Source organism: Epibacterium sp. HA2-3 (assembly GCF_055693725.2).
Genome location: NZ_JBVFUL020000002.1, coordinates 679,792 through 696,468, shown reverse-complemented (window position 1 = coordinate 696,468; position 16,677 = coordinate 679,792). Strand labels below are relative to the sequence as shown.

At 58.0% G+C, this 16,677-nt stretch carries 15 protein-coding genes; 6 read left to right on the top strand and 9 right to left on the bottom strand.

Annotation, left to right across the window (positions count from 1 at the left end):
* Positions 1-5: 5 nt before the first annotated feature.
* Positions 6-1,043, bottom strand: coding sequence for a thiosulfate ABC transporter substrate-binding protein CysP (gene cysP / locus ACZ1HH_RS17770; RefSeq protein WP_472635553.1), 1,038 nt, complete (start codon positions 1,041-1,043; stop codon positions 6-8).
* Between the two features lie 342 nt (positions 1,044-1,385).
* Between cysP and ACZ1HH_RS17765 the strand changes: the two genes are divergently transcribed.
* The 3 genes from ACZ1HH_RS17765 to ACZ1HH_RS17755 are packed head-to-tail and all read left to right on the top strand — an operon-like array spanning position 1,386 to position 5,178.
* Entirely contained in the window at positions 1,386-2,912 is a 1,527-nt protein-coding gene (locus ACZ1HH_RS17765; protein ID WP_472635552.1) for a DUF4153 domain-containing protein, read from the top strand.
* 14 nt (positions 2,913-2,926) lie between these two features.
* Positions 2,927-3,619, top strand: coding sequence for a response regulator transcription factor (locus ACZ1HH_RS17760; protein WP_011536950.1), 693 nt, complete (start codon positions 2,927-2,929; stop codon positions 3,617-3,619).
* Positions 3,604-5,178, top strand: coding sequence for a sensor histidine kinase (locus ACZ1HH_RS17755; RefSeq protein WP_472635551.1), 1,575 nt, complete (start codon positions 3,604-3,606; stop codon positions 5,176-5,178). Before ACZ1HH_RS17760 ends, ACZ1HH_RS17755 begins: the two co-directional genes overlap by 16 nt.
* On the opposite strand, the gene ACZ1HH_RS17750 is transcribed toward ACZ1HH_RS17755, so the two are convergent.
* On the bottom strand, positions 5,160-6,260 hold the full coding sequence (locus ACZ1HH_RS17750) for an alkene reductase (RefSeq protein WP_472635550.1): 1,101 nt from the start codon (positions 6,258-6,260) through the stop codon (positions 5,160-5,162). The two genes, ACZ1HH_RS17755 and ACZ1HH_RS17750, sit on opposite strands and share 19 nt — an antisense overlap.
* Before the next feature lie 120 nt (positions 6,261-6,380).
* Here ACZ1HH_RS17750 and ACZ1HH_RS17745 point away from each other — a divergent pair, with 120 nt between their 5' ends.
* A complete protein-coding gene (locus ACZ1HH_RS17745) occupies positions 6,381-7,280 on the top strand; it encodes a LysR family transcriptional regulator (protein WP_472635549.1) in 900 nt (299 codons plus the stop codon).
* A gap of 74 nt (positions 7,281-7,354) precedes the next feature.
* On the opposite strand, the gene ACZ1HH_RS17740 is transcribed toward ACZ1HH_RS17745, so the two are convergent.
* A complete protein-coding gene (locus tag ACZ1HH_RS17740) occupies positions 7,355-8,251 on the bottom strand; it encodes a LysR substrate-binding domain-containing protein (protein ID WP_472635548.1) in 897 nt (298 codons plus the stop codon).
* Between the two features lie 107 nt (positions 8,252-8,358).
* Between ACZ1HH_RS17740 and ACZ1HH_RS17735 the strand changes: the two genes are divergently transcribed.
* Positions 8,359-9,201 (top strand): HTD2 family dehydratase, encoded by an 843-nt coding sequence (locus tag ACZ1HH_RS17735; protein WP_472635547.1) that lies wholly within the window; start codon positions 8,359-8,361, stop codon positions 9,199-9,201.
* 152 nt (positions 9,202-9,353) lie between these two features.
* Here the strand turns inward: ACZ1HH_RS17735 and ACZ1HH_RS17730 are convergent, their stop codons facing one another.
* The 3 genes from ACZ1HH_RS17730 to ACZ1HH_RS17720 all read right to left on the bottom strand — a co-directional run bounded on the left by ACZ1HH_RS17730 (position 9,354) and on the right by ACZ1HH_RS17720 (position 12,289).
* Positions 9,354-10,142: an ATP-binding cassette domain-containing protein gene (locus ACZ1HH_RS17730; protein ID WP_011536956.1), complete on the bottom strand. Its 789-nt coding sequence runs from the start codon at positions 10,140-10,142 to the stop codon at positions 9,354-9,356.
* Between the two features lies 1 nt (position 10,143).
* Positions 10,144-11,265 carry an ABC transporter permease gene (locus ACZ1HH_RS17725; protein WP_011536957.1) on the bottom strand — a complete coding sequence of 374 codons (1,122 nt, stop codon included), beginning with the start codon at positions 11,263-11,265 and terminating at the stop codon, positions 10,144-10,146.
* A 73-nt stretch (positions 11,266-11,338) separates the two neighbouring features.
* Positions 11,339-12,289: a sugar ABC transporter substrate-binding protein gene (locus ACZ1HH_RS17720; protein WP_472635546.1), complete on the bottom strand. Its 951-nt coding sequence runs from the start codon at positions 12,287-12,289 to the stop codon at positions 11,339-11,341.
* 186 nt (positions 12,290-12,475) lie between these two features.
* Between ACZ1HH_RS17720 and ACZ1HH_RS17715 the strand changes: the two genes are divergently transcribed.
* Positions 12,476-13,480: a LacI family DNA-binding transcriptional regulator gene (locus ACZ1HH_RS17715; RefSeq protein WP_011536959.1), complete on the top strand. Its 1,005-nt coding sequence runs from the start codon at positions 12,476-12,478 to the stop codon at positions 13,478-13,480.
* Here the strand turns inward: ACZ1HH_RS17715 and ACZ1HH_RS17710 are convergent.
* From ACZ1HH_RS17710 to ACZ1HH_RS17700, 3 genes are read right to left on the bottom strand one after another with little or no spacing between them, the layout of a single operon-like run.
* Entirely contained in the window at positions 13,477-14,610 is a 1,134-nt protein-coding gene (locus tag ACZ1HH_RS17710) for a Gfo/Idh/MocA family protein (protein WP_011536960.1), read from the bottom strand. The genes ACZ1HH_RS17715 and ACZ1HH_RS17710 overlap by 4 nt on opposite strands.
* A 12-nt stretch (positions 14,611-14,622) precedes the next feature.
* Positions 14,623-15,516, bottom strand: coding sequence for a TIM barrel protein (locus ACZ1HH_RS17705; RefSeq protein ID WP_011536961.1), 894 nt, complete (start codon positions 15,514-15,516; stop codon positions 14,623-14,625).
* A 19-nt stretch (positions 15,517-15,535) separates the two neighbouring features.
* Entirely contained in the window at positions 15,536-16,639 is a 1,104-nt protein-coding gene (locus ACZ1HH_RS17700) for a Gfo/Idh/MocA family protein (RefSeq protein WP_472635545.1), read from the bottom strand.
* Between the last annotated feature and the right edge of the window lie 38 nt (positions 16,640-16,677).

The window sequence follows — 16,677 nt, the reverse complement described above, 5'->3', positions numbered from 1 at the left end:
CTGGGTTAGTTGGTGAAGACCCGGTCGAGCGTACCACCCTCGCCAAAGTGGGTCTCCTGCGCTTCGGCCCAGCTGCCAAAGACTTCTTCGACCGTGATCAGACGCACATCAGGGAACTTGTCGGCTGTTGCAGCCACCACCTCGGGGTGATGCACACGGTTGTTGAAACCGGCAATGACTTCCTGCGCGTCCTTGGAGTAGAGAAAGTCGAGATAGGCCTCGCCAACGGCTCGGCTGCCCCGTGCATCTGCCACCTTGTCAACCAGCGCCACAGGGAACTCTGCCAAGAGGGAGATTGCAGGCACCACACGATCAAAGGCACCTTCATCCTCACTGGCGCGGATGTTCTCGACCTCGGCCTCGAAGGTAATCAGCACATCGCCAAGCTCACGCTCGACAAAGCTCGTTGTCGCACCACGCCCACCGGTGTCGAACACCACGACATTGGAGAGGATCTTACCGACAAATTCCTGCGCCGCGGCCTCATCGCCTCCAAACTTGTCAAGCGCATAGGCGTAGGCCGCGAGATAGGTGTAGCGCGCATTGCCGCTGGTTTTTGGGTTCGGGAACACGAGTTCCACGTCATCACGGGTCAGATCGTCCCAGTCTTCAATACCCTTGGGGTTGCCACCCCGCACCAGGAAAGCCGGGAGCGAGTAGTAAGGCGATGCGTTATTGGGCAGCTTTTGCTGCCAGTCCTGCGCCACAAAACCCTTGTCTGCGAGGATCTGCACATCCAGCACCTGATTGAAGGTCACGAGATCCGCCTGCAGACCTTGCAGGATCGCGCGAGCCTGTTTGGAAGAGCCAGCATGGCTTTGTTTGATGGTCAGTGTCTCGCCCGTCTCTGCCTGCCAGTTTTCGGCAAAAACAGGGTTCAGCGCCGCGTAGAGTTCACGGGCAATATCGTAGGAAACATTGAGGATTTCCTGCTCTTCGGCTTCGGCCGAACTCGCAAAACCAGCAAGCGCAATCGCGGCAGCACCGAGGCTGCGAACCAGAACCCGAGAGGACCGGAGAAACGGTGTGGAGGAGAGGGGCATTTGAGGCTCCGTTACTGAATGCATCCCTGCATATCTGTTGGATTTTCTCCTGATTGCAATGGGTTGGACAGGATTGAAGTCTCTCATTCCATATCTCTCGCAAAGTGAGAAACAACTGTTCTAAAAACTGCGTGAGATGCAAAACGCTGCTTTCTATGCGTCCAAATTAGCCGGAACTGATCAGCCTTGAAGACATCAACACCGGGTTGAGATGCAAATCATCGGCGAGAGCCTGCACAATTCCTGCACAAAAGCCCCGCGAAACCTGCGCGACTGCCCCCACAAAGCTGCAAGGCAGGCGTCCAGACTGCCTCCAATGAAACAAACCAATGGAGGCAGTTCATGGCACAGGATCTAATCCTTCACGGCGTTCCAGATCGCATCAGGTTGGACGGGTGGTGGCTCGAGACGACAGAAACACCAGAGCCGGACATCGCGCAGCCTATGAGGGCAAATGGCTCGTTGATGGCGTCATTGCGCATGCGGCAGGTGATCCCCCTGCTTGGCGCGCTTGTGGCACTTGCGGATTGGCTGTTCTGGCATCAGCCGGTCGGTCTCTCACTCGCCATTTTTGCCGTCGTTGTCTCCGCAGCGATTCTGGCGGTGAAACCTGAGCGACCAAGCTTACGGAGCTGGGGCCTCGCCATGGGGTTTGCGTTGCTTTGCAATCTGCCAGTGGTGATCGAGCTTCAATTTCTGTCACTCCTGTTTAGCCTCGGAGGTCTCATCACGCTTGCGGCTTGGGCGTTGGCGGGGTCCAGCTTGACGACGGGGCTCATACTGAGGATGGCACTTCGCCTCCCTGCCTTTGGGCTAGTACATTTGGTGAAAGATACCGCCGATGCGCTACCGCCCGCAACATACTCGTCACGGCTCCGGCACATGGCGGCCACGCTGCTATTGCCGCTTCTGATGGGGGCCGTGTTTATGGGCCTTCTCGCAAATGCCAACCCAGTCCTACAGGCGGCGCTGGACAGCATCGATCTGCGCCACCTGCTCAGGGCTGAATTTTGGACGCGCTTTCTGTTCTGGGGGTGCGTGGCGTCACTCCTCTGGCCGCTACTCAATCTGAGCGAGTCATGGATTGGGGCACAAACCCGCCCAGCGCGCGCAACAAAGGCGGGTCCGCACCGTAGCAGCTTCTTGATCAATCCGCTTTCCGTGCGCAATTCGCTTTGGCTGTTCAATTTGATGTTCGGCATCCAGACCCTGATGGACCTCAGCATATTAACCGGCGGAGTGTCGCTGCCCGAGGGCATGAACTATGCCTCATATGCACATCGCGGCGCATATCCCCTTGTGGCAACGGCGCTGCTCGCCGGACTCTTTACACTGCTCACCCGAAACATGATTGGCCAAGACAAGGTTCTGCGGTCTCTGGTCTATCTGTGGCTGGCGCAGAACATGATACTTGTTGCAACAGCCGCGATCCGATTGCAGCACTATGTTGAGGCCTACGCCCTTACCTACCTGCGTGTCGCGGCATTTATCTGGATGGCTCTGGTTCTGACAGGGCTGCTGTTGACGATCTGGCAAATCCATCGCGGGTTTGGGACATCATGGCTATTGCGACGGTGCTTGGCTGCGCTCGCCATCACGCTCTACCTCTCCAGCCTCACAAATTTTGCCGACATAGTCGCCAGATATAATCTCACCCATGGCAGCGCGCTTCGGGGGCCTGACACCTACTATATCTGCAGTCTCGGTCCGGGGGCCTACCGCACGATACTGGATCATGAAGCAAGCACCGGACATGATATTTGCACACGCATGATTGAACGCGACCTCGAGCGCATTTCAATCCGGAACTGGCGCGAATGGGGCTATCGGATGTGGCGGCTTGAGGCCTATGATCGGGCGCAGAATTGAGAGGCCCGATTTTTATGTCCGCACGCATTCTTGTTGTCGATGACGATCCCGACATTCTCGAGGTGACGCGGTTCGCCATTGAAAAGGCCGGGTTTGAAACCTGCTTTGCCAGCGATGGGCTTGCGGCCATTGCCGCGCAGCGGCGAGACGCACCCGATCTCGTGGTGCTGGATATCGGGCTGCCGGAAAAGGACGGACTCGAAGTCTGCCGGGACATCCGAAAATCCTCAGATGTGCCGATCCTGTTTCTGACGGCGCGGGATGAAGAGATCGACCGGATCGTAGGGCTGGAGCTTGGCGCAGATGATTATTTGACCAAGCCCTTTTCACCGCGAGAACTGGTCGCCCGCATCAAGGCCATACTGAAGCGCAGCACACCCAGCATCACCCAACTCCCCACGGCATTGACACATGGCGCATTGGAGTTGGATGCCGAGCGCCACCAATGCGCCTTTGCCGGCGTGCCCGTATCTTTGACCGGCTCCGAGTTTCGTTTGCTGAAAGTCCTGATGACGCGCCCAGACCTTGTTCTGACCAGAGCACAGCTTGTGGAGGCGCTCTATGGGTTTAATATCCATGTGTCGGACCGCACCATCGACAGCCACATTCGCAACATCCGCGCAAAGATGTCAGAGGTCGGCTGCACCGAAGCAGTGGTCACCGTACATGGCGTAGGCCTCCGGATGGGCGCATGCCAGCAGACATGATCCGCAAGTGGCGCCCGCGCCTCTGGACTGTTGTCCTCCTGGTGCTGGCAATTGTGCTGTGCCTTCCGATTGCCGGGCTGATCCTGTTTCGGTTCTATGACAATCAGTTGGTGCAACAGACCGAAGAAAGCGTGCTGGCGCAGGCTGCGGTGATGGCGGCCACCTATGCAGACCTTTACAGCGAGGCTGCGGGGCTCGCCCCGCCAAAGCCAAAGCCCGTGTCGGCGCAAGACGCCATCTTTCCGTCGCTGTCAATCAACAGCGCCACCGTCTTGCCACCTCGTCCCGACGCGGCCAACCCGTCAACATCAGTGACTGCAACTTACCAGCGCCTCGCACCGCAACTCTCTCGGATCGCAAGTTCAGCGCAAGCGCAGACACTTGCGGGCTATCGCTTCCTTGACACGCAAGGCAATGTGATTGCTGGGACCGCCGAAATTGGCCGCGGTCTTGGCCATGTCAGCGAAGTCCGCGCCGCCCTTGATGGTCATGTCGTTTCTGTTGCGCGCACGAGGGTGCGAGACAGCAGCCCGCCTGCGCTTTATACGCTCAGCCGTGGTGCTAGGGTGCGCGTCTTTGTGGCAATGCCTGTACATGTGAACGAGGCTTTGATCGGGGCGGTCTATGTCAGCCGTACACCCAGCCATATTTTTCGTTTCCTCTATGGGGAGCGCTTCAATTTGCTAAAGGCCGCTGCCTTTGTTGCACTGTCTACCACGCTGATCGGATATGTGTTCTGGCGCTTCATCACCCGCCCCATCCGACTGCTAAAAGAGCGTAGCCAACTGGCCACCCAAGGCAATCACGCCTTTGAGGCACCAGATCATCTTGGCACGCGCGAGATCGAAGACCTAAGCCTCAGCTTCAAATCGCTGACCGAGCGGCTACAGAACAATCGCGATGCGCTCAAGACGTATACGGCCCATGTCACCCACGAATTGAAATCACCCCTCACTGCACTGAAGGGCGCAGCAGAGCTCTTGCGTGACGATGATCTGAGCCAGAGCCAGCGACATCGGTTGCTCGACACGATCGAGAAGGGCGGCACACGCATAGAAGATCTGCTGGCCCATATGCGTGCCTTCAGCCTTGCGGACCAACAGGCGATGTCCGGGCGCTGTAGTCTTGAGCAGATCCAAGATCAGATCACGCGGGCGTTTCCAGCTCTTAGTATCATGATCGAGAATGGCTCTCTTGGTCTACCATCAGAGGCCACCACACTCTCCATCCTGTTGACGCATCTTTTGCAAAACGCACAGCAACATGGCGCAAAAACCGTCAAACTACGCACAGCGCACACAAACGGATCAATCACCCTGCGGATCTCGGATGACGGCGCGGGGATCAGTGCGGGCAATGCCGACAAGATCTTGCAGCCTTTCTTCACCACCCGACGCGACAGTGGCGGAACAGGGATGGGACTCAATATCGTAAAATCGACGGTGGAGGCCCTTGGCGGACACTTGTACATTCTACCGCAAGACACGGGCGCAGGGTTCGAGCTGGAGTGGCCCAATGCCACCCCGTCACTGGATCGAACTCAAGCTCCCGGCGCATAGGGCCCATAGGTTGTATAGCCCTGATGATCGCCGCCAAAAAGCGTCTCGCTGTCAAATGCGGACAGCGGCAAATCCTGGGCAAAGCGATGCGGCAGATCGGGGTTGGCGATAAACGCACGACCAAAGGCCACCACATCCGCCAGACCAGCGTCCAAGATCACCTTAGCCCTTTCTTTGTCGTAGCCTCCGGCGACAATGATGCTGCCGGAAAACACCTCACGCAGAGCGCTGCGAAAGGCGCGCGGTGTTTCAGGAGCATCATCCCAATCGGCCTCGGCGATATGGATATAGGCGATCCCGATACGCGCCAGCGCTTTGGCCATCTCAAGAATCGTCTCGGGCGCGCTAGGATCGTCCATTCCACGCTGGGTGATAAAAGGCGAGATCCGCAGCCCGACGCGATCCGCACCGATTTCCGCTGCGACGGCCTCGACCACCTCGATGGCAAACCGGATGTGGTTCTGCGCGCTGCCACCGTAGCGGTCCTGCCGTTTGTTCGAACTGGAACGTAAGAACGCATCAATCAGATACCCATTGGCTGCGTGGATCTCGACGCCATCAAACCCGGCCACCTTTGCATTGCGCGCAGCCGCAGCATAGTCCGCAACAACCTCCGCGATCTCGGTCGTCTTCAGCGCACGTGGCACCGGGCATTCCACCATGCCGGCCCTGTTGGTTTTGGGATCGACGACCCACACGCTTGCATCTGGTGCTATCGCCGAAGGGGCGACAGGCAGCCCATCGGCATGGAACATTCCGTGGCCCATCCGGCCAACATGCCAGAGCTGGTTCACAATGCGTCCGCCTGCCTCATGAACCGCCTGCGTGACCACGCGCCATCCTGCGACCTGATCATCGGAATGAATGCCCGGCGTGAAGGAATAGCCTTGTCCTTGGCGGCTGATCTGGGTGGCTTCTGTGATGATAAGCCCGGCACTGGCCCGTTGAGCATAATACGCCGCCATCATGTCGTTGGGGAGGTTTCCGGGCTGGTCCGTCCGGCTGCGCGTCATTGGAGCCATGGCAATCCGGGACGGAAGCGAAAGCGCGCCCACTTTTATGGGGTCAAAAAGGGTGGTCATATGTCTGGTCCTTCGATGCCTGATCGTTTTGGCCGTTTCCTTGATGAAACCAAGATGCAGATTGCGGATCCGTAAGATAATTGTCTAAAATTCGAAATTATAATTCGGACAAGGCGAATAATGCTGTTAGATAATCTCTCTCTGTTTCTCCGCATAGTGGAGAAAGGCGGGCTCGCAGCTGGCGGGCGAGAACAGGGACTGTCACCGGCGACCGTCTCAGAACGCCTCGCTGCGCTTGAAGCCCACTTCGGCGCGCGATTGCTCAACCGCACAACGAGGTCCATCAGCCTGACAGAAGAGGGCCGCGAACTCGTCCATGGCGCCCAGCGGCTGCTTGCGGAAACAGAGGAACTCGAGTCGCGGATCCGCCTTGGGACTCAACAGATTGCCGGGCCGATCCGCGTCAGCGCGCCTTCGGATTTGGGGCGCAACCGGCTTGCCCCGATCCTAGACAGGTTCCTCGAGCAGAACCCAGAGGTTTCGATCGACCTCCATTTGAGTGATGGTTTTGTGGATATGGCAACCATGGGGCTGGATATGGCGATCCGCTATGGTGAGTTGGCGGACAGCAGCCTCATCATGCGTCGGCTCGCAGACAACGCGAGGATTGTCTGCGCTGCACCAAGCTATCTGGAGGCCAACGGCACCCCAGGCGATCCTTTGGATCTGGCGCATCACAACTGCCTGTTGATGCGGTTTGGATCGGATGTGGATCGCGCCTGGCCCTTTGACATGGATGGGCGCAGGAAACGCGTTGTGGTGCGTGGAAACCGCATCGCCAATGATGGTGATCTGATCCGCCAATGGGCTCTGGAGGGGCGCGGGATCATGCGCAAGTCGCAATGGGATGTGCAGCAGGACCTCGCAGAGGGGCGGCTTGTGCCACTTCTGCGGAACTTTGAGATCGAGCCGATCCACTTGCAGGTGGTAATGTCGGCGGGAAGACCTCAGCCGCGCCGGGTGCGCGCCTTGCTTGATACCATCGTGGCAGAGTTTCAGCCCTCTCGCTCGGACAGTTGATTGGAACGCGCATTTCAACGCTAGAAATGCACCTGCTTTGCTCTGCATAGCGCCCGTACGGCACTCAAGCTTCTTCAGACTTCGGCACCGCCTGCTTCTTTCTCTACCAGCAGATCAATGAGCCTTTGCGCGGATTGGGGCAGATCGGCCCAGCGACGCACTAGGATAGAGCGATCTCTTACGGCCCAGTCGTCCGCCAAAGCCAGCAACGTGATGTCCATGGTCTGCAGGTGGCGCAGCGCGGCAGACTCCGGCACGACCCCGATCCCAACGCCTGCCTCGATCAGGCGACACATGGCTTCAAAACTGCGCACCTGAATTCTGAGTTGGCGATCAAACGCTGAACGACGCAACTGCCGACGCAGGAAATCGAGCAAAGTGCTGCCATCGTGAAGCGCGATATGCTCAAATGCCAGGGTTTGCTCCAGGGAAACCTGATCATGATGGGCCAAAGGATGCCCGGAAGGAACCGCCAGCATCAGCCGGTCCGTCGCAAAACGCAGTCGCTCCAATCCATCACGCCCTTCGGTGCCAGAAATGATCCCGATATCCGCAGTCCCATCGGCCACAGCACGGATGATCTCTTGGGTCAGTCGCTCCTGAAGATCGACCCGAACGCCCGGATGGTCCGCCAAAAAACGCGCGAGGATCGCGGGCAGGAATTCCGTCACTCCTGTCGTGTTGGCATAGATACGCAAGTGTCCCATCTGAGCATTCGTCATGTCATCCGTGAGGAAATCAAACTGTCGTAGGACAAGGCGTGCATGCCGCAACAAGGCGTCACCCGACGGTGTCAGCTCTACCCCTTTGTTCTTGCGCACAAGGAGTTGCTGGCCAATCTCTTGCTCCATGGCTTTGATGCGGGCGCTGGCAGCGGGCGGCGACAGGAAGGCACGCGCAGCACCGTGGGTCAGGTTGCCGCACTCGGCGATCATCACAAAAAGCCTCAGGTCCGCAAGTTCGATGTTCATTTGCATTCACCTTTGAAGAACACAGCATTCATGAACTGCGAATTTTCTGAATTCAAGACCTGTGCAAGGATCACGCGGATACCTGACACAATAGAGGGCAGAGGCAGATGGACCGTCTGGCAGATTGGATCGGCCGAACAGAAACCCGCACCGAGTGGATTGCGCCTTTTCCTGCCAACGCACTGGCGGCAACGCTTGATTGCTCCGGCACGGAATATGGAGAGGACTCCGAACTGCCTCCGCTCTGGCATTGGATGCATTTTCTGCCAATCTACAAGCTGTCAGAAGCCGGGTATGACGGGCATGCTGCTCTGGGTGGGTTTCTTCCGCCAGTGCCTTTGCCACGCCGGATGTGGGCGGGCAGCAGATTGCAGTTCCATGCCCCACTGCGGATCGGGCATGTGCTCACCAAGAAATCGACGGTTCAATCGGTGATTGCCAAGGAAGGCCGCAGTGGCCCCTTGGTCTTTATCACGGTCAGGCACCAGATATTTGATCAGGACACCCTTGGCATTGATGAAGAACACGACATCGTTTACCGCCAAGAACCCTCGCCCGACGCACCGGTGCAAAAACCATTGCCCGCGCCAGAAACCTCTGACTTTTCACGCGAAATCACTCCTGATCCGGTTCTCCTGTTTCGCTATTCAGCGCTGACATTCAACGGGCACCGGATCCACTACGACCGGCCCTTTTGCACCGTCTCCGAAGGATATAGTGGCCTCGTCGTGCACGGCCCATTGCTTGCTACGCTCCTTCTGGATTTGTTGCGCCGAGAACGTCCCAGTGCAACGGTCACGGGGTTTGAATTTCGTGCGCTCTCTCCGGTTTTTGACAATGATCCGTTTTCGGTACACGGCGCCATTGGCGAGGATGCGAAGACCTACAGCCTTTGGGTGCGGCGCGCGGATGGCGCGTTGGCAATGAAGGCCGAGGCGCGCGTGATATGACCTGAACACTAAATCTGGTCTTTCCCCTACATATCGTGATCAACAGATAAGTAGGACACATGGAAAAGGCGGGACGTTGATGTCCCGCCTTTTCTTTGGCTTATCCAGAGAGATTTTCGTGGCGAGCGTTCACCCGCCTGCAAAACCTCTGATTAGACGGTTCCGCCAAGACTGCCTTCGAGCGCGACGAGCTCCTGTCCGCCCGCCATCAGATCTTGCAGTTCTTCGGGGGTAATCTGCCCGCGCTGCGCGGTCCCCAATGTCTGACCTCGGTTTAGCACAGTGAAACGGTCCCCTACTGCAAGCGCATGGCGCACATTATGGGTGATGAAAACCACTGCGATACCTTGCTTGCGAACCTTGTCGATGGTGGCGAGCACATTTGCAGTCTGGCGCACACCCAGCGCCGAGGTCGGCTCGTCGAGGATCAGCACCTTGGCTCCGAAATGTACCGCGCGCGCGATGGCGACCGTCTGACGCTCCCCACCCGACAGGGTGCCCACGGCCTGATCCGGGCCGCGCAGGTTGATCCCCATCTTGCGCATCTCATCCATAGTCACTTGATTGGCGTAATCATGGTCAAAGAAGTTCAGCGGCCCGATCTTCTTTGTTGGCTCGTTGCCCATAAAGAAGTTCCGGCTGACGGACATCAAGGGGATCATTGCCAGATGCTGGTGCACCGTTGCAATGCCAGCCGAGATCGCATCGCGAGGGTCGCCGAAACTCATGGGCTTTCCTTCAAAGTAGATCTCGCCATGGGTCGGCTTGTGGACGCCGGACATGGTTTTGATGAAGGTCGATTTGCCCGCCCCGTTGTCGCCCAACAGACAATGACATTCACCGGGGAAGACCTCGAGAGAAACGCCAGCCAAAGCGATAACGCTGCCGAAATGCTTCTCGATATTCTTCATCTCGATGATGGGTGCGTGTTCGGATGCCATTTTAGCGCTCCCCCGTGATGATGCGACGGATATAGGTGTTCAGGATCACGGCGCCCAAAAGGATCACTCCGAGGAAAACGCGGAAGAGACTGCTTTCAACGCCTGCGAAAAACAGACCCTGCTGGACCACGCCAAAGATCAGCGCCCCAAGAGCCGCGCCCAGAACAGAGCCATAGCCCCCCGTCAGCAACGCGCCCCCGATGACCACGGCGATGATGGCCTCGAATTCTTTCAACAGACCACGGTCTGCGCCCGCAGAGCCGAACTCCATCACCTGACAGACCGCAAATACGGTGGCGCAGAAGGCGGTGAACATGAACATGAGGATCTTGACCTTGTTCACTGGCACACCCGAGTTGCGGGCAGCCTCCGCATCTCCACCGGCGGCAAAGATCCAGTTCCCGAACTTGGTCTTGGTCAGCAGAATATGGCCAAAGAGGATCAGCACAATCGCCCAGATGATCAACATCGGAACGCCATCCACAACGGGCTGGCCCTGCCGGGTGCCACGTTCAAATGTGGCGATGAGGCCCGCTTCCCCCATCCACTGAAACAGACCTGTCAGGACTTTGCCCCCAAAAATGGGAGCAAGCCAGTCGCCCTCTGCCGCATCCTTGATCCCACCAATAATCGTTTTGCGCTCAATCACTTGCGGCAGAAAAATCGCAAAACCGCGCAGGATGAACAGGAAGGCCAGAGTCACAATAAAGCTGGGCAAGCCTGTACGGATCACGATGAAGCCGTTTAGCGCGCCGATTGCGACGCACAGCACAAATGTGAGCATGATCGCCATCCAGACCGGCCAGCCAAGCGTCACGCTAAAGATCGCGATCAACATACCGGCAAAGCCGATCATCGAGCCGACCGATAGGTCAAACTCGCCTGCGATCATCAGCAGGCACGCGCCAACGGCGATAATCATGAACTGTGCCGAGACCGTCGCCCAGTTCATCATGCCCTGGCTATTGAACATGCCGCTGTCGAAGGCGAACAAAAGGAAGAACGTGAACACGGCGACGGTGCCGACCATGCCGCCAAGCTCCGGGCGGATCAAGGCTTCGCGGAGGCGGGATCGGGATTTGATCCTCTCGTCGACCGCGGTATCGGTGGATGCGTTGGACATGGGTGCCTCTAAGCTCCGTTGTCAGGATAGAGAAAGGGCGGCCAAATCGCTCCGGCCGCCCTTGGGAAGGAAATCAGCGATACTCGCCTGCAAACTGCTCGATCTTCTCGAGACCATCGGCGGTTACAAAGCCGGGACCAGAGTTGATGTTGTTGCCGGGCAGGACGCCATAGCGGTGGTAATTCGTCATGACCACAACCGGCAGGTAAGCCTGGAGGAAAGGCTGCTGGTCAATGCCCCACTGGATTACACCGGATTGGATGCCTTTGACGATTTCGCCGCCCAGATCGAAGGTGCCGAAGTAGATGTCACCCGCCATGCCGTTTTCTTCAAGCGCCAGGAGCGTTGGGTCGGCACTGGTCGGCCCCAGGGTCAAAACAGCGTCGGTGTCGGGATTGGCCGAAAGATAGGCCAGCACACGGTTCTTGATTTCAGCCGGGTCCTGACCCGCGTCAATCATTTGCGTACCGAGCTCCACCCCGAGACCATCCGCGAACCCCTGGCAACGATCCTGCGAGGAAGGTTGTACAATATAGTGGTTCACACATAGGAAGCTCTCGACACCGTCGCCTTTGGCGCGCAGACCCGCAGCGTAGCCCGCGTCGTACTCCGGCTGCCCCACATACATCAAAGCCCCGACAGAGCGTGCCTGATCCGGGGTGCCCGTGTTCATGATGATCACGTCCACGCCACTGTCGACCGCCGTTTTGATGGGACCGGACAACACGTCATAATCTGCCAGCGTGGTGATAATCCCATTCGGGCCTGATGCGGCCGCCTGCTCGATGATCCGCGCCATATCGGCTAAATCGCCCGTAGGTGGGTTGCGGTATTCCACTTCGACGTCCATCTGCTCGCCGGCCAGTGTGATGCCGTTCTTGATCGTATTCCACCAGCTGTCGCTGTCAGGCGCGTGGCTGACCAGGATGTATTTCTCCCCTTCGGCTGAGACCGTCGTGGCCACCATCAGGGGCGCTGCGGCAACAACCGCCGCCAGCGCAAATTTCTTTGTCAATGAAGTCATGATTTCCTCCCCAAATTCACCTTGCTTCTGGTGCGAGAGCGGTCCTCCCCGCCTCTCCGACTCAAGATTAACCACATCCCAATCTACTTTGCAACCGGTTGCAAAATTTTGTGGAGCATTTGATACTGCGGGAACCTTGTAAACCCGCTACAAGGAACAGACAGGTTAGCTAAGAAGGCAAACGGGATGGCCGTTACGTTGAAAGAGGTTGCAGAACGTGCGGGGGTTTCCCGTTCTGCTGTATCGCGCACCTTTACCGACGGGGCCTCTGTGTCCGACAAGATGCGGCGCAAGGTTGAAAAGGCCGCCCGCGAACTGGGCTACAGCCCAAATGCGCTGGCCTCCTCGCTGACAACAGGGCGCACCAAGCTGATCGGGCTTGTCTCGAACAACTTTCACAACCCCATCTTTCTCGAGGTCTTTGATCTCTTCACGCGCGGCCTTCAGGATCGGGGCCTGCGCCCATTGCTTGTAAACCTGACGGATGAAACAGACCCCGAGCATTCCGTGAACATGCTGCGTCAGTATTCCGTCGATGGGGTGGTTGTGGCCTCGTCCACGTTGCCCCCGGGGTTTGCCAAAGCCTTTCGCGACGCAGGTGTGCCCGTCGTTCATAGTTTTGGCAGATCATCCTCGGCGCCGCAGGTGCATGTTGTTGGGATCGACAACGTTGAATCGGGGCGCATGGCGGCACGCGCGCTCATCGCGCGGAACTATACGCATGTGGCCTTTATGGGCGGTCCGGAAACTGCGACCTCCACGCAGGATCGCCATGCAGGCTTCATGTCGGAAATGTCCAAACACCCCAACATCCGGGCGACATACTCCTTCGCCGAGGCCTATTCCTTTCAGGCGGGACGCTCCGAGATGATGAGGCTTCTACAGGCTGGGCCTGCCGAGGCGTATTTCTGTGGCGACGACGTCCTCTCGATTGGTGCGCTCTCGGCCATCTCAGACAGCGGCCTCAGCGTACCGAAGGACATCGGCATCATCGGATTGAATGATATGGAAATGGCTGGCTGGGAGAGCATCGACCTGACAACGGTTCATCAGCCGATCCGACAAATCGTCTCTTCATCCATTGAATTGATGGTGGCGATGCTCGATGAGCCGGACCGCTATCCCGAGGCCCGCATCTTTCCCTGTTCGATTGTCGAGCGGGGCACATTGCGCCCCGCCCCCAAAACCTAGCGAAACATCGGTGGGCGCGCGTCCATCCATTCACCGCCAGCCTTGGCCGAAGACACCGCAGTGTGAACCGCAGCCATGGAACGCACTCCGTCCGCCGCATTGGGCAAGCCATCTCTGGCCGCCCCGGAAATTGCGTCGGCCAGATCGCAATAGATATTGGCCACCGCCAGTGGAAAGCCCTCAGGGTGGGCAATCGCAACGCGGCTGAGACGTTGCGCCTCCTCATGCAGACCTGCTTCGCCCTTCTCGATGACCTGTGTGCGCCCTCCGACGGGCGTATAGATCAACTGGTTTGGTTGTTCAGACGCCCAACGCAGCCCCCCTGTTTCCCCAAACACCTGAATGTCGAAACCATGCTGGCGCCCGATGGCCACGGACGACGTCCAGAGCCGGCCTACGGTGCCGCCTTCGAGGCGGAAGTTGACCATCGCGTCATCCTCTAGCACCCGCGAAGAAATCGTAGAGGCAAAGTCCGCCGAGAGCCGCTCCACCTCATCACAGCAGATAAAGCTGGCCATGTGCAGAGCATGAATGCCGCAATCCGCGAACTGTCCGGACACCCCAGCCATTTCAGGGTCATAGCGCCACCTCACCCGAGGATTATCCGCATCTGTGGCATCCCCGTGATGACCGTGGCTAAAGTTGGTGACAACGAGGCGGATCTTGCCAATTTCTCCAGCACGCACCATTGCGCGGGCTTGCCGCACCATCGGATAGGCTGAATAGCAGTAGTTCACGGCACAGATCTTACCGGATTTCTGCGCAATTTTGACAATCTCCTCGCCTTCTTCCACCGTCATGGTCATCGGTTTTTCGCAGAGCACGTTGAAACCGGCCTCGAGGAAGTTCTTGGTGATCTCAAAGTGCGTAGCATTTGGCGTCGCGACAGTCACCAGATCAACACGGTCCTCACGACCACGCTCACCATCGAGCATTTCGCTCCAATCTCCGTAGGCGCGATCTGCGGCAATGCCGAGACTCTGCGCATAGGCCCGACCGACATCGGCGCGATGATCCAAGGCCCCGGCCGCGAATTCAAAACGCCCATCTGCCAATGCTCCCAAACGATGCGCCGGGCCAATCTGGCTGCCTTCACCGCCGCCGATCATGCCCCATTTCAGTTTCGTCATGGCTGCATCTCCTCAGTTGAAGCCGATCGTTTCGAGATATTCGCGGTTCTTCAGTGCGTCTCCAACCGGATCCGGATCAAGGGTCGGGTCGCAGTCCTGCTCAACCGTACACCATCCCGCAAATCCTGCCTCCAAAAGCACCTGACGCACCGCCGGAAAATCGACATCCCCAAGGCCCAGATTGCAAAAGATGCCCTGCCCGCATGCCTCGTAAAAACCGGTGCGATTGGCGATAACCTCCGCCTTTACCTTCGGGTCTATATCTTTGAAATGCATGTAGGAAATCCGACCAACATGGCGCTTCATAAACGCAACCGGGTCAAACCCTGCATAGGAGTGATGACCGGTGTCGAAACAGATCTTCAAAAGCGATTCATCCACCTCACTCAGAAGGCGCTCCAGCTCGGGTTCAAAGTCCATAAACCCAGCAGCATGCGCATGGATGCCCACAGTCAGACCGTATTCTTCAGCCCCGATCCGAGCACTCTCTGCGATGCGGTTTCGGTAGGCGGTCCATTCGGCTTTGTCCATCTGCTCAGCCTCTGCCGCGCGACCCGCGGTTGGCGCGCGACGTGGCGAGATCGAATCGATCAGGACAAGATGCTGCGCACCATGCGCTCTCAATGCGCGCGCAGTACGATGGGTGGCATCCACGACATCCTCCCACGCCGCTGGATCATGGTACGCGCGAAAAACCACGCCACCGATCAGGTCGAGATCATGCTCGGCCAAAGCCTCCCCAAGCTCCACAGGATCCTCGGGCATGAAACCCACGGGCCCCAGTTCTATCCCCTTGTACCCTGCCTCAGCACAGTCCTTCAGGACTGACCGCCATGTCGGATTGCGCGGATCATCCGCAAATTCGACACCCCACGAACAGGGGGCGTTGCCAATTCTGATGCTCATCGTCTTGCGTCTCCGCTACTTAGAAATCTTTGATATCTTTCCAGGTTTTGCTCTCGGATGCGGCCAGCCCCGCAGCAATTACCCGGTTTACGTCATGCCCGTCGCGAAACGTGGGCCACTGCGCTTCACCGGTCTCGATCGCGCGCAGGAAATCCCGCGCCTCAATGATGATCTGGTCCTGATAGCCCGTGCCGTGCCCCGGCCCCTGACAGAAAGGTTCGTAATCCGGGTGGGCGGGACCAGTGAGGATCTTGCGGAATCCTCGCTCTGCTTCTGGACCTTCCATACGATAGAGCCACAGCGCGTTCTGATCTTCTTGATCAAAGCGGATCGCACCTTTTGTTCCTGTGATCTCATAGGCATAGCCCATCTTGCGTCCTGTCGCGATGCGGCTGAAATACATCTGCCCCATGGCCCCGTTCTCAAAGCGGCAGATCATCTGAGCGTGATCGTCATTTGTGACCTGGCCGCCCGGTCGTTCTTTGTGAACGGTTTCAACCTCAGCCATGACGCGCGCGATCGGTCCGATCAGCGCCAGCGCCGCATTGACCATATGTGGCGCCAAGTCCCCCATGGTTCCATTTGCCATGCCACTGGTTCGCCAGCTCGCCGGGGTCTCGGGGTTAGCATAAAAATCCTCGGTGTGTTCGCCGCGGAACCAGGTGATCTCACCAATGTCACCGGCAGCAACCAAGGCGCGGGCAAATTGGCTCGCAGGGGTGCGGATGTAGTTGAAACCCACCATATTCGCGACTCCGGAGGCTTCGGCGGCCGCGACCATGGCTGCACTGTCCGCGAGCGATGCACCCATGGGTTTTTCACACAGCACCGGTTTACCCAACGCAAAGCATGCCTCTGCGATCTGACGATGAACCTCTTGTGGCGTAGCAATGACTACCGCTTCCACGCGTGGATCGTGAACAAGCTCTCTCCAATCCGCGGTCGCACGGGCAAAACCATAGGCCTGCCGATAGCGCTCGGCACTATCTGGCGAAGAAGCGCAGACCATTTCCAAACGAGGGCGAAGAGCCGTATTGAACACCGCCCCCACCGCGGCCATGGCCACCGCATGCGCCTTGCCCATGTAGCCACCCCCAAGGATACCGATACCGATTTCCGACATGCGATTTTCCCCTCCCCTGTGAAAACTGTTTGCAACCG